12 protein-coding genes and 1 pseudogene are annotated in these 13501 nt (G+C 34.9%); 4 read left to right on the forward strand and 9 right to left on the reverse strand.

Annotated elements, in window-relative coordinates; genetic code table 11:
• The first annotated feature begins 119 nt into the window (after positions 1 to 119).
• Positions 120 to 632, forward strand: a complete 513-nt coding sequence (locus ABH955_RS24285; RefSeq protein WP_002029700.1) for a GNAT family N-acetyltransferase — start codon at positions 120 to 122, stop codon at positions 630 to 632.
• 34 nt (positions 633 to 666) lie between these two features.
• Here the strand turns inward: ABH955_RS24285 and pdxR are convergent, their stop codons facing one another.
• Positions 667 to 2067: a MocR-like pyridoxine biosynthesis transcription factor PdxR gene (gene pdxR / locus ABH955_RS24290; protein ID WP_404457156.1), complete on the reverse strand. Its 1401-nt coding sequence runs from the start codon at positions 2065 to 2067 to the stop codon at positions 667 to 669.
• 120 nt (positions 2068 to 2187) lie between these two features.
• Between pdxR and ABH955_RS24295 the strand changes: the two genes are divergently transcribed.
• From ABH955_RS24295 to ABH955_RS24305, 3 genes are all read left to right on the forward strand, one after another.
• Positions 2188 to 3114, forward strand: coding sequence for a DMT family transporter (locus tag ABH955_RS24295; RefSeq protein ID WP_404457154.1), 927 nt, complete (start codon positions 2188 to 2190; stop codon positions 3112 to 3114).
• A gap of 181 nt (positions 3115 to 3295) precedes the next feature.
• On the forward strand, positions 3296 to 3820 hold the full coding sequence (locus tag ABH955_RS24300; protein WP_404457152.1) for a DUF4871 domain-containing protein: 525 nt from the start codon (positions 3296 to 3298) through the stop codon (positions 3818 to 3820).
• A 120-nt stretch (positions 3821 to 3940) separates the two neighbouring features.
• Entirely contained in the window at positions 3941 to 4063 is a 123-nt protein-coding gene (locus ABH955_RS24305; RefSeq protein ID WP_016093371.1) for a hypothetical protein, read from the forward strand.
• Positions 4064 to 4265: 202 nt separating this feature from the next.
• Here the strand turns inward: ABH955_RS24305 and ABH955_RS24310 are convergent, their stop codons facing one another.
• From ABH955_RS24310 to ABH955_RS24345, 8 genes and pseudogenes are all read right to left on the reverse strand, one after another.
• Positions 4266 to 5468 carry an NAD(P)-dependent malic enzyme gene (locus ABH955_RS24310; RefSeq protein ID WP_404457150.1) on the reverse strand — a complete coding sequence of 401 codons (1203 nt, stop codon included), beginning with the start codon at positions 5466 to 5468 and terminating at the stop codon, positions 4266 to 4268.
• Positions 5469 to 5527: 59 nt separating this feature from the next.
• Positions 5528 to 6874, reverse strand: a complete 1347-nt coding sequence (locus ABH955_RS24315) for a 2-hydroxycarboxylate transporter family protein (RefSeq protein ID WP_404457148.1) — start codon at positions 6872 to 6874, stop codon at positions 5528 to 5530.
• 122 nt (positions 6875 to 6996) lie between these two features.
• Entirely contained in the window at positions 6997 to 7704 is a 708-nt protein-coding gene (locus ABH955_RS24320; RefSeq protein ID WP_404448643.1) for a response regulator, read from the reverse strand.
• Entirely contained in the window at positions 7701 to 9305 is a 1605-nt protein-coding gene (locus ABH955_RS24325) for a sensor histidine kinase (RefSeq protein ID WP_404448645.1), read from the reverse strand. Before ABH955_RS24325 ends, ABH955_RS24320 begins: the two co-directional genes overlap by 4 nt.
• Before the next feature lie 78 nt (positions 9306 to 9383).
• Positions 9384 to 10016, reverse strand: a pseudogene (locus tag ABH955_RS24330) (methyl-accepting chemotaxis protein); the annotation flags it as partial.
• Positions 10017 to 10437: 421 nt separating this feature from the next.
• Positions 10438 to 11166, reverse strand: a complete 729-nt coding sequence (locus ABH955_RS24335) for a C39 family peptidase (protein WP_404448647.1) — start codon at positions 11164 to 11166, stop codon at positions 10438 to 10440.
• A gap of 42 nt (positions 11167 to 11208) precedes the next feature.
• Complete coding sequence (locus ABH955_RS24340) at positions 11209 to 12030, reverse strand: transporter (protein ID WP_404448649.1); 822 nt, start codon at positions 12028 to 12030, stop codon at positions 11209 to 11211.
• A 234-nt stretch (positions 12031 to 12264) separates the two neighbouring features.
• Entirely contained in the window at positions 12265 to 13500 is a 1236-nt protein-coding gene (locus ABH955_RS24345; protein ID WP_404448651.1) for a sensor histidine kinase, read from the reverse strand.
• Position 13501 lies beyond the last annotated feature (1 nt).

Raw genomic sequence — 13501 nt, forward strand, 5'->3', positions numbered from 1 at the left:
CAACACTACTGGTGCTATTTTATTTATAAAACCAACTATTATAAGCTAAGCTTTTGAAATTATTCTTATTTCAATATAAAATATAGGTATAACTGTCAAAGATTTGGAGGGTGATACAATTGGATATCCATGTATTAACAAAAGACGAAGCAGAAATTTACTTAGAACTTCGAGTAGAAGGATTAAAACAAAATCCGGAAGCTTTCAGCTCTTCTTATGAAGATATTATTAATAAAGAGTGTGCTATTGAATATAAAGCCCAAAAATTAGCACAAGATGAGAACTATACACTAGGTGCATTTAAAGATGGCACTTTAATCGGAGTTGCAACACTGGAAACGAAACCATATGTAAAACAAGAACATAAAGCAAAAATCGGTTCAGTATACGTGTCTCCAAAAGCACGCGGACTTGGAGCGGGAAAAGCACTTATTAAAGAATGTCTTGAGCTTGCTAAATCTTTAGAAGTAGAGCAAGTTATGCTTGATGTTGTTGTCGGAAACGATGGTGCAAAAAAACTTTATGAGTCATTAGGCTTTAAAACATTTGGCGTGCAAGAACGTTCATTAAAATATAACGGACAATATTGGGATGAAGAGCATATGGTTCTTTTCCTAGATGAAGAAAAGTAATAAAAAAACATCCTCCATTTATGAGGATGTTTTTTTACTTTCTTGTAAACCATGCTGTATATAATAATTGAATGGCCTCTTCAATTTCTTCCTCTAATAAAGTCGCAAATCCAAGCAATACTGTACTTTTGGGAGAAGTCCCTTCCTTATAGTATATCGAAGCAGGATACACTTTAATACTCCTTTCAGCTGCAGCTTCCATTAATTCTTTCTCTTCCATCCCATTATGCACTTTTAATAAAATATGTAGGCCGGAATCTTCCCCTATTACTTCAATGCGATTAGAAAAATATTTTTCTAATACCGAAACAAAACGGTCTCTCTTCTTTCGGTACACAACACGCATTTTATGAATATGTTTTTCCCAATGCCCGTCATTTAAAAATTTCCTAATGATCTCTTGATCTATTCTTGAAACGCTTTGTGTGTAAAATAAATATTGCTCTTGATACTGCTTAATGAGGGATTTTGGCAACACCATATAACTCATCCGTAATGATGGCAATAGCGCTTTAGAGAGCGTCCCCATATAAATTACTTTCCCATCTCTATCTAACCCTTGCAGCGCTGGAATCGGCTTTCCTGAATAACGGAATTCACTATCATAATCATCTTCAATAATATATCTTCCTTCATCTTTTTTTGACCATTGTAAGAGCTGCATCCTTCTCGTAATCGGCATAATCATCCCGCAAGGAAACTGATGCGAAGGTGTAACAAATACAACATTTGCATGGCTATCAGTTAACTGTGACATACAAATTCCATCTCCATCTAAAGATAACATTTGGACATTTTGTTCCCCTTGCTCAAAAACAACCATTTTCCGGTGGTACCCAGGATTCTCAACTGCATAACGACTTCCCTTTAACAGCTGAAATAACATTTTTACTAATATTTGCGTGCCCGCCCCTATTACAATTTGACTAGCTACGCATCGTACACCTCTAGATTCATACAAATAGCTCGCGATTGCTTCTCGTAAACTTACCTCCCCTTGCGGATGTCCAATAAAAAGTAAATCTTTATTTTCAAATTGCCATACCTCGTTCGTAATTTTTCGATATACATGAAACGGAAAAGTACTAGTATCCACACCCGTTTGAGTGAAGTCAAATTTATACACCTGCTCTTGAAAAGGTACTTCCCCTATTACCTCTTCGCTACCTTCCACATAAATCATTTGCTCGATTTCACATACAAAATAACCTTTTCTAGAAATCGACTCAATATATCCTTCGGCAAGAAGTTGCTCATAAGCTGCCTCTACTGTATTTTTACTTACTTGTAAATATGTTGCTAGCTTCCTCTTAGCCGGTAATTTCGTAAAAGCCGGAATCGTTCCATCTTTAATCTCCTTTTTTATATACTCATACAATTGTACATACAATGCCGTCTTACTATTTGCATTCAAATTAGGCGTTAATTCTAACACAATAACTGACCCCTTTCAAAAACACATAACTGATACTTTTTACAGTACCAGAAGTTCTATATAATTCCTTTTATCATGTAACGCATTAATAATCAAATACTAGAGAGGAGATGCATGATAATGAACAAAAGTAGACGTATTGGACTCATTATGATTATTACAGGAGCCACATTATGGGGATTATCTGGACCGATGATTCAATGGCTATTTCAACATACTAACGTATCATCACTTGATTTTTTAACAATTCGCTTGTTGCTTGCAGGAATATTTATTTTGTCTTTCTTACTAATAAAGAAACAAAACATATTTCAAATTTGGAAACACCCTAGACATTCTATACAGCTTATTATTTTCTCTATTCTTGGCATGCTCGGTGCGCAATACGCCTTTATCGAAACAGTTCATATTAGTAATGCGGTCACAGCAACACTCTTTCAATTTCTAGGCCCTGTTCTTATTACTATTTACGTTGCGTTTGAGCAAAAGAAATTCCCTGCTTCTATGCAAATACTAGCAATTATAACTGCTCTAACAGGGACATACTTTATTATTACAAACGGTTCAATTGAAAATATTGTTTTATCTAAAGCAGCTATTACTTTCGGCCTACTAACAGCGATTGGTTTTGCGTTTTATACCCTTCATCCGGCTTCCCTTATTAAAGAATGCGGAACAACTATAGTAATTGGCTGGGGGATGTTAATTGGAGGGATTGCACTGCTTATTTGTAATCGTTCTTTTGGATGGAATCAGATTTCGCAAACTTTCACACTTCAAACTTTTTCTATGCTTATTCTTATCATTATAAGTGGCACTCTTTCTTTCCTTCTTTATATCGGGAGTCTTAAATATTTAGCAGCAACAGAAACAAGTATTTTATCTAGCATTGAACCACTTGTAGCTGCCATCGTTTCAATCGCTTGGCTTAATGAATCTTTTGGAGCATATCAATTATTAGGCGGAGTATGTATCGTCCTTTCTGTTATTTTCTTAACAATGCCTCAAAAAGAGAGAGAACCAACCTTTTCAACTGAACAAATATAAAGTGAAACTTTAATCAGTGGGGGGTTCCATCCCCCACTGATTATTAGCCCTCACCAATTGGGATAGAAAATGTCAAAAGAGGTCGTACAAAACTTACGACCTCTTTTTATGATTTAAAGGAATTGTCTCGTCTTCTAGCAAATACAATTACACTAACAATAAAAATTAGGAGTGTGGCACTATGAAAAAAATCGGAACTATGCTACTTTTCTCCTTCCTCATTACTGGCTGCGCGCAATCGCAACCCGATTCAACAGCACCTAAAAAAGAAGTAATAGAAACGTCATCCTCTCAAATTAACGCACCTTCCTTTTTTCACCTTAGTGTCTTAAAAGATGTAAATTGGGAAGAAGCACCATCATTCGTAGAAGGAAAAATACCGTTAAAAGGCATTGAAAGAAAAATTGCAATGGCTGATAGCTCTATTATCGCAAATGAGCAAAATGAAATAATGTGGTTCTTCCTGGATCCTGAAATGCCAACTGGAAAACTATCTATTATCGCGTTAAAACAAGGAACTACAACTCCAACACCAGTACTCTTTCAAAAAAAAACCTCCAAACAAACTTGGACTACTTCAAATACAGTCGATACAACCGTAAAGGAACTCCCTCTCGTAATGTCACTACCTTCATCTGGATTATGGGTATTAAACATATATGTGAATGAAAGATATTATGATCAATTTGTAATCAATGCCGAATAAAGTGACAAAACTGAAACACTTCCTTACAACAATGTAATTTCTACGTCACGTACTTCGATAGGTGGATTATCTCACTTCTCTTATACTTAAAGTAAGAAATGACGCAAGGAGAGATGAGAGATGAAAAAAATGATAGAAGTGATCGTAGCAGTAACTGAGGTTTTAATAAATGGTAAACAAGTTGCAATGGAATTAAATAAAGTGAAACTTTATTCAGTGGGGGTTTTCCCCATCCCCCGCTGAATATTAGTTGAACCAATCGGGCTTTTACGGGCAGTGAATCTCCCAACTAACTTCCTTGCATCCACTGAATTTTGAGTTGGGAGTCTTACTGCCCGTTAATGCGGGATAAATAATGAAAGGGGCTTGAATAAATTTACACTTCTTCATTATTTTGATTTCTTATCTCAAAAAAAGCAGTGCCTTTTTAAGGCGCTGCTTTTGACTATTTATAACTTGGCATTTTCGTAATCTGTGCCACTCCTGAATCGATGGCTGCTTTCGCTACTACTTCTGCAACACTTGGAACAACTCTTTTATCTAATGGATTTGGAATTACATAATTCGCATTACGCTCTTCGTCCGTAATTATGTTAGCGATCCCATATGCTGCTGCTAATTTCATCTCTTCTGTAATATCAGTCGCGCGTACGTCTAATGCACCACGGAATATACCAGGGAACGCTAATACATTATTTACTTGATTTGAATAATCAGAACGACCAGTTCCAACTACAGCAGCTCCAGCCTCTAATGCATCTTCTGGGAATATTTCTGGAATTGGATTCGCCATTGCAAACACAATTTGTTTCTCGTTCATCGTCTGTATAAGTTCTTTCGTTAATACGTTTGGAGCAGATACACCGATGAAAATATCAGCTTGATGAATCGCTTCCTTTAATGTTCCACGTACATATTCTCGATTTGTCTTCTTTGAAACTTCGATTTGCGCTTCGTTCATCCATGTTTCACCTTCACAAACAATACCTTCTAAACTAACTAACGTAATGTGTTTTGCGCCAGCTTTTAATAATAATTTTCCAATTGCAATTCCTGCCGAACCCGCACCGTTAATAACAATTTTCACATCGTCCATTTGTTTACTTACAACTTTTAGTGCATTAATAACAGCTGCTAAAACGACAATAGCCGTCCCATGTTGATCATCATGGAATACAGGAATATTCGTTTCTTCTTTTAATCGTCTTTCAATTTCAAAGCAACGTGGTGCTGCAATATCTTCTAAATTAATTCCTGCAAATGTAGGCTCTAAATTTTTAACAAGGGTAACGATTTCATCCACATCAGTCGTCCCTAAACATAACGGGAAAGCATCTACATTCGCAAACTTTTTAAATAAAATACTTTTCCCTTCCATAACAGGCATAGCCGCTTTCGGTCCAATATTCCCTAAACCAAGTACTGCAGTTCCATCTGAAACAACTGCAACCATATTACCACGTGCTGTATAGTCATAAGCTGTTTCCTCATCTGCCGCAATTGCTTTACAAGACTCTGCTACCCCCGGTGTATAAGTCAAACTTAAATCGTCCGCTGTATTCACTTCTACTTTACTTGTAATTTCAATTTTCCCTACTAATTCTTTATGCAATAACAATGATCTTTCATTAATTTGTTTTTCTAACATACTTATAATCTCCCCTTAATTTGACAAGCTAGCTATATGAATATAGCTAGCTTGTTTGATCATGAAAACATTTTTAATAAAATTGTCGCTGTTACAACCATTGCTGCCCCACCTAAACGCGTTGAAATTTGTGCGAACGGCATTAATTCCATACGATTTGAAGCTGATAAAATAGCAACATCTCCAGTTCCACCTAAACCACTATGACATCCAGTTACAATCGCTGATTCAACTGGATACATTTTCATCACTTTCCCTACAAGAAAACCTGACGCTACCATTGTAAGAACAACCGATGCGCACACAACAACATATCCTACCGAAAGAACTGCTGCTACGTCTTTTAACGGAATATATAGCAATCCTAACCCGACCATTAACGGCCAAGTTAAATTCTTTGAAATAAATTTATATAAATGGAATGCTCCTTGCTCCATTTTTGCTGGCATTAATTTAAAGTATTTCACAAGTGCTGCTGAGAAAATCATAATGATTGCCCCAGGAATACCGATGAACTTAGAAGCAAATCCTCCGAAGATGAAGAACGTACATGCAATTAATAAACCTGCTCCCATTAATGAGAAGTCAATTGGCTTCTCTGTATTTTGTTCTTTTAATAAATCTGCTTGATTGTCTGTTTTCACTAATACACCGTTACCACTAAGCTCCGGTTTCTTCTCACCTAAACGCTTCATATACCCTGCACTCACGATTGCAAACATATTCCCAATAATAGCTGCCGGAATAAGCTGTGATACAAATGTTGCTGATGATTCGTTTAAAATATCGCTGTAAGCTAGTGACAATGGTAAAATCCCTTCTCCAATACCACCACTCACAATAGGTACAATGATAAAGAAGAATGTCTGCTTCATTTCAAATCCAAATAGTGAGCCGACTAATAAGCCTACTGCTACAGAAGCTAACGTTCCTACTACTAAAGGAATAAACATGCGAACGAAACCTTGTACTAACACTTTCCGGTTCATTCCTAAAATACTTCCAACTACTAAACAAGAAATATATAAATATAAAAAGTTCGATTTTTTCATTAACATAGTGGCAGCTTCCATTGAAGCTGGATTCATCCAGTTAAAAAATACAAGTAACGATGGAATAAATAATGAGAGAATTGCTGGACCACCGATATTTTTTAATATTGGAATTCTCATTCCAATATCACCTAAGAAAATACCCATGATCATAATAACTGCAAAACCACCAATCATATCTGCTGGTAATTTATTATATACAGATGCTCCATAAATAATAGCAGCCAATACTACATATAACGGTAAAGGTATAACACCGATTTTAACGTTCATAATTTTAGAAGCGAAAGATTCATTTTTCAATTCATTGCCTTCAGAAAATGATACCGCTTCCACATTCTTTTGAATTCCCATATGGCACCCCCTTGTTTTCTTAATAACAATATTAAAACGCTTTCAATATTAAGAATAGTTTTTGTAAGTTTTGTAATTGGTTTTGTAATTAAAAAAAGTATAAGCGACTTATAATAAGCCGCTTATACGTAAAAGTCTATTTTATTCCGGTCAATACACCTTAATTTACTCACCGGTCTTCCCACATTTTGATACACCATTTCATTCTCTAATACTCCGATTTCAGTCAAAAACATTACATACTTTCGAATAGAAACTCTCGAAACCCCTACTAATTGCGCCATTTCATCAGTTGTAAATGCTTGTCCATTAAGCGATTCGATTTTCTGCCAAATTAGTTGCAACGTTTGCTTTGTTAACCCTTTTGGAAGCTCTTTAGTAACAAGAGCCTCTCTTTTGTCTTTTTGTAAAATTAGTGAATCTAGTTCCGATTGACTAATTTTTTGTTGTTCTTTCATGAAAGTAAATTTTTCTCGATACACCGTTAATGCTTCCTTAAAGCGTTCAAATGTAAATGGTTTAATTAAATAGTCTACAACTCCATATTGTAATGCTTTTTTAATACTTCCCATATCATGTACAGCTGAAATCATCATAATATCAATTTCTTTTTCTTGATTTCGAATATACATTAAAAGCTCAAATCCAGTCTCCTCAGGCATAAAAATATCAAGTAATATGAAGTCTACTCGTGACTTCTCTAACACTTCTATCGCTTCTTTAACTGAGTTAACTGCATGGACAAGTTCAAACCCTCCCACTTGCTCTAAATAGAGTGTATTTAACATCGCAACCATCGGATCATCTTCTACAATTAAAACTTTAATCATATTTGCTTCTCATCCCTACCTTTAGGTATTTCAATTGTTATCGTTGTTCCCTCTCCTAATAAGGAGGAAATGTCAATCTCCCCATTTATTCGCTGTATACTTTCTTTTACAAGATACAAACCATAACCGCGATTATCCCCTTTTGTGGAATAACCTTTTGTAAATAATGCATCCACTGCGTCTTCTTCTATACCTTTCCCCGTATCTTGCACTGTAATAGTTAATGCATTCTGATATTGTATCCCAACTTCAACTTGTTTCTTTTTGCAATGTATCACTGCCTCTAATGCATTATCTATTAAGTTCCCTACAATCGTAATAAGTTCATGAGTAATACTTTCATCATATATTTCCGGCAAGTAAGAATCTTCACTTATAATTAACTTTATATTTTTCTCCCTAGCATAGCTAAGTTTACCTAGTAAAAAACCAGCAAATACTGGACTTTTTATTCTTTTCATAACCCCACCAATTTCATATTGATGCTCTGATACCATGCCGCTTATATACTTTTGTAATTCTTCATATTGTTTCATATGTGTAAGCCCTAATACGACATGCATCTTATTCATAAACTCATGAGATTGTGCCCGTAATGCTTCCGCATATAGCCTAATACCAGTTAGTTCCTCGGCTAGTTTTCTAATCTCTGTTTTATCACGAAATGTTGCAATTGCGCCAACTATTTCTCCTTTTACATATAAAGGAACACGATTCGTCACAATCGTAATTCCATAAATATTTTGTTCTTCGTTTAATTGTACCTCTCCCGTTTGCAACACTTCTTTTATACGCGAATTTGGCATATACAACTCAACATCTTTACCAATAAAATCTTCTTCCAGTCCACTTTTTTTAAATAGCCGTTTCGCTTCATTATTAATTAATGTTACTCTCGCCTCTTTATCTACAGCAATAATGCCTTCTTTTACAGATTGTAACATCGTATTTCTTTCTTCAAGAATTTTCGCTATCCTGTGCGGCTCAAGACCGAATAAACTTTTCTTTATATGCCTAGCTAGCAATATTGCTCCTATAAGTCCGACTAATACTCCAACTCCGACACCGATATAAATAATATGTCTACTTTCCTTAACTCTCTCTTTTACATTATCTGCCGAGATACCAACGGCCACCGCGCCAAGTTGTTCACCTGTTTCAGAAAATATAGGTACAAACACTCGCATTGAAATACCTAAAGTTCCTTCTGCTAGCGATACATGTTCCTTTCCTTTCAATGCAGGCCCTTCATCTCCCCCAATAAAATGATGACCTATTTTTTGAGGATCTGGATGTGATTTTCTTATTCCATTCATGTCCATAACTACAATAAATTGAACACCTGTGTTTTTTAATATTCTATTTGTATACGTTTGAATTGCAGAAGTATCTGCTTTCCCAATCAAACCATCGATTACAATCGAATCATTCGCCACAATATGTGCAATTGTTTTCGCTTTCTCTGCCTGGCTATCCTCCGTTGTCCGCTCTACATTATGACTAATTAATATATCTGTAACAAGTAAAGAAAAAATTACAACTGTACAAACTAACAATGTAATCGTTTTCCATAAATTCCATAGTCTTTTTCTTTTTTTCATCCCGTTAATGACTCCCCTAATTACTGAATATAAAAATAAATAAGGTGATATTATTTTCACCTTACTTATTTGCTGTTATTATACTTTAAATTTACTAGTCATTGCTTGTAGTTCTTCGGCCATCTCAGCTAAGTTTTGCGAAGCCGAACTAATTTCTTTCATCGAATTTACTTGTTCTTCTGTTGAAGCTGCAACACTTTGCATACTAGCTGTATTTTCTTCTGCAGCCGCTGCAATTTCATCAATAGCGTTTTTCACTTCATTTGCATCTCCAGCGATTCTCTTCGTTGTTTCTACCATTTGATTAACTTGAGAAACAATATGAGTAGTAAAACTTAAAATTTCTGTAAAACTTACTTTCGTTTTTGTTACAACATCTAAGCCTTGTTGGACTTCCCCACTCACATTATCCATTGCCTTAACAGTATGTTCAATATCAGCCTTAATTTCTGCAATTAAATTTGCAATCTCTCCAGATGATTCTCCTGATTGCTCTGCTAATTTTCTAACTTCATCAGCTACAATAGCAAATCCTCTTCCCTGCTCACCTGCTCTTGCCGCCTCAATAGCCGCATTTAAAGCTAATAAGTTCGTCTGAGTAGCAATATTTTGAATTGCTTCAGAAATAGCTCCTACCTGCTTTGATTTCTCATCAAGAAGTTTAATAATAGCATCTGACTGGGATACCGACCTAGAAATAGACTGCATTTGTTTTGGCGGTTTGATATGAAACACCACCGATAATAAGTCCTGGTATAGTTAAAATAATAAAAAATGAAATGATTAATTTTTTCTTGATACTCATACATTTAACCCAGTTAAATATATTTTGCATAATAAACCTCCTTTGTGTAATGTGAATACTTGTGTAATTTTATACAAGCAACATACATAAAACAATATATAACGATAACATGTAATCCTTTCGTCAATTATGCATTTTTACATATTCACTGCTTCTAGGTATTTTAATGATAAAAATAAAAGAACTTTAGCATTATATATGGCTAAAGTTCTCTTGTTTCTTAACAACTTTTATTCAAAAAAACACATCCTACAAAATTCCTCTTATAATTCCTTAAATCTCTATCCTTCACCTTATAGCTATATTGTTAAAACTCTCCGTCCTAATTTATTTAGAGCTCTTTATATAACTAATTGCCTGACTCCCCATCTGTACCCACGCCTTTTCAAAATCTTCTCTCGATACACTGATATTCGGGCTTTCATTAAGTGGATCTTGAATATATACAGACTCCTTATCATATCCAACAAGAACAACACAATGTTCATTATAAGTAATGGAAACATCTCCACCATTTGTTTCCCATATAGTGAATTCATCCTCATCTAGTGGGGCATATGTTGCATTTGTAATCATGACTACCGGTTGTCCTGATTTTACACTCTTATAAATTTCTTCTATACTTTTTCCTGTTAAATCTATAGCTTCATTCGGTAAATATTTTTTTGCTAATTGAAAAAGCGGTCCATGATATACACCGTATCCCGATTCAGAAAACGTATAAATGTTCCCCACAAATCCTTCATTCGGATTTCCTCTTACACCATCGTCTAAAAAATCTACCTTTTTGATGTCACTCGCTAATTTCATCTTATCTATAGAAACACCCGCATATTGTAACATCATCGCTAAACTTGTTACTTCGCAGCCTCTATCTAACTCTGGTAACTGCTGAATTAAAGGCACATTTGATAACATGACTTTTTCATTGTTATTACTAAACTCTATTCGTTTTTGACTTTGTATACTTGAAAATAGTAACCCCTTTACTTTCTCCACATACTTTGTAATTCCATTTGTATATGCACCCCATATCCCTATACAAAATACGGCCATACATATATACCACTTCCATTTTCGTATCACCCTCACGCCCTTTTAATTCGTTAAATACGAATAAAACGCATCAGCATCTGTTTGAACCATAGGAACAAACTTAAGCTCTTTTCCCTTTTCAGGTTGTTCAAGATTTATCTTCTCCGCTAAATCTTGAATATTCAAATTCGCTCTATCCATACCCAGCTCATCTGCTATTTCTATTACCTTTTGCTCATTTATTTCTCTTAATACTTGATATATATCTTTGCCATATAAATCAATATGATATTTTTTTGCTTCTTCCTGTACTTTTTGTTCGTACACTTCTTGTGCTAACTCTTCCATCTCTTTTCCTTGTTGAGCAATACCTAGCTTTTCTGCCTCTTCTTTAACTTTCGTGCCGTAGATTTCTTCCGCAATGTCTTCTATTTCTTTTCCTTCAGTTGAAACACCAAGCTTTTCTGCTTCATTATTAATTTTAATCTTATTAATTTGATCAATTAAACTTACAATCGACGTATTCTCTATAGATATTCCTAATTTTAACGCTTCTTGCCTCACTTTTGTTTCATAAATTTCTTCTGAAAGAATTCCAACATCTTTTCCTTCTACCGAGATACCTAATTTTTCTGCTTCTCTTCCTACTTCCGTTTCATGAATTTCCTTTTCTAACGTAATTTGTTCTTTCCCATCCGTTTCAATGCCTAACTTTTCTGCTTTTTCTTCTGTATGCATTGCATGTATTTTCCCATCATTTAATTGTTCTTTACTACGCTGCGTGTAATCTGTCTTTCCTTTTTTCATTCCAGAAGGAGAGGCACCCCCTAATATACTTAAACTCATTACTCCAATAGTGAATACCGTCATCATTTTCTTTTTCAAGACTTCTTCCTCCCTCTCACGCTTTCTTTTCCCAGCTTTCCCATAATTTTTTTTATACTATACATAAACTTCATCTCTGTTAGAAATAACCTTATGATTTATCCAGTTCATTCAAAAAAACTTACAACTTTTCTTTCCATCACAAGTTTCCATTATGTAATACATGATACAAGTTGTTTCTTAACTTTCCCTTAAAAAAAAGACGACCTTGTAAAAACAAGATCGTCTTCTCACTTATATTCTTTGGTTTTTAGGGAAAATCACTTCAAAACAAGTTCCTTCTCCCCATTTGCTCTCTACCGATATTTTTCCATAATGCTTTTCTACAATCCAATTAGCGATTGAAAGACCTAACCCCGCTCCTTCTGATGGACTTCTTGCTTTATCTCCTTGATAAAAACGATCAAATAACTTTGGAATATCCACTTCTTTAACTCCTATCCCGTTATCCTTCACTTGTATGCGAATCGAACTACTCGTTTGCATACAAGTAATTTGAATATGTCCACCTTCATTCGTATACTTCATTGCATTATCTAGCAATATGACCATCAATTGATGAATTCTCTCTCTATCGCCAATAAACGATATGTCACGTTCTACTTTTAATATCATCTCTTTTTCTTGATAAGAAGCAATCTCTTTATATGGATCTACTATTTCTTCTAACAATTTATCCACTTCAAATGTTTTCTTATCCATCTCGATTTGATTAGAATCCGAACGTGCTAACAATAATAAATTGTTAACTAGTTTTGATAGCCGTCTACATTCCTTTGAAATTGTAGAAATATCCATCGCCTTTTCTTCTATCGTCGCAGATGGTGACTGGAATAATACATCTGTTTTTGATTGAATAACCGCAAGTGGTGTTCTTAATTCATGCGATGCGTCCGAAACGAACTGCTGCTGTTTCTCCCATGAATTTTGAATCGGTATGAGTGCTCTACCCGCTAGGAAAAAGCCGATTCCTATTGCACATAGACTTCCTATGCTGCAACCTATAACGAGAATTAAAAATAAAGTATTTATCATTTCTTTTTCGGCTGTTGTATCGCGTACGATTTGCACAATTTGTCCGTCATCCTGAAACGCTAATGTTCTGAAATAATGCCCCTTTACTTCTATATCCTGAAGAACTCCTAATTTCTTTGGCGCAAAAGCTGGAATATTCTCTGTAAAAATAGAGAAAAATCTAGGGTTTTTCTCATCCATTGAGATTGTATTTCCCTTCCAGAACAACTTCATGACTCTTGGATCCCCAATTTGAATATTTTTCATGCCTCCCTTTGGAGGATTCTTAGATTTAACCCCATCTTTATATTCAATTATTTTTTCAAATGATTTATCTACTGCACCATAAATTCGATTATATGTGTATAAATAAATTATACTGCCTAATACCCCAATTAATACGATAAAAACTAATGAATTTACTATAGTCAAACGAATGCGTGTTTTTTGAAACATA

The organism is Bacillus sp. RC240, from assembly GCF_044907945.1.
In the GTDB taxonomy this organism is placed as follows: domain Bacteria; phylum Bacillota; class Bacilli; order Bacillales; family Bacillaceae_G; genus Bacillus_A; species Bacillus_A mycoides.

Coding starts and splice junctions, on each gene's coding strand:
- ABH955_RS24325 (WP_404448645.1), bottom strand. CDS start 9,305: ATGAAAAAAAGAAAAAGACTATGGAATTTATGGAAAACGATTACATTG.
- ABH955_RS24295 (WP_404457154.1), top strand. CDS start 2,188: ATGAACAAAAGTAGACGTATTGGACTCATTATGATTATTACAGGAGCC.
- ABH955_RS24310 (WP_404457150.1), bottom strand. CDS start 5,468: ATGTTAGAAAAACAAATTAATGAAAGATCATTGTTATTGCATAAAGAA.
- ABH955_RS24300 (WP_404457152.1), top strand. CDS start 3,296: ATGAAAAAAATCGGAACTATGCTACTTTTCTCCTTCCTCATTACTGGC.
- ABH955_RS24305 (WP_016093371.1), top strand. CDS start 3,941: ATGAAAAAAATGATAGAAGTGATCGTAGCAGTAACTGAGGTTTTAATA.
- ABH955_RS24320 (WP_404448643.1), bottom strand. CDS start 7,704: ATGATTAAAGTTTTAATTGTAGAAGATGATCCGATGGTTGCGATGTTA.
- ABH955_RS24335 (WP_404448647.1), bottom strand. CDS start 11,166: ATGGCCGTATTTTGTATAGGGATATGGGGTGCATATACAAATGGAATT.
- ABH955_RS24315 (WP_404457148.1), bottom strand. CDS start 6,874: ATGGGAATTCAAAAGAATGTGGAAGCGGTATCATTTTCTGAAGGCAAT.
- ABH955_RS24345 (WP_404448651.1), bottom strand. CDS start 13,500: ATGTTTCAAAAAACACGCATTCGTTTGACTATAGTAAATTCATTAGTT.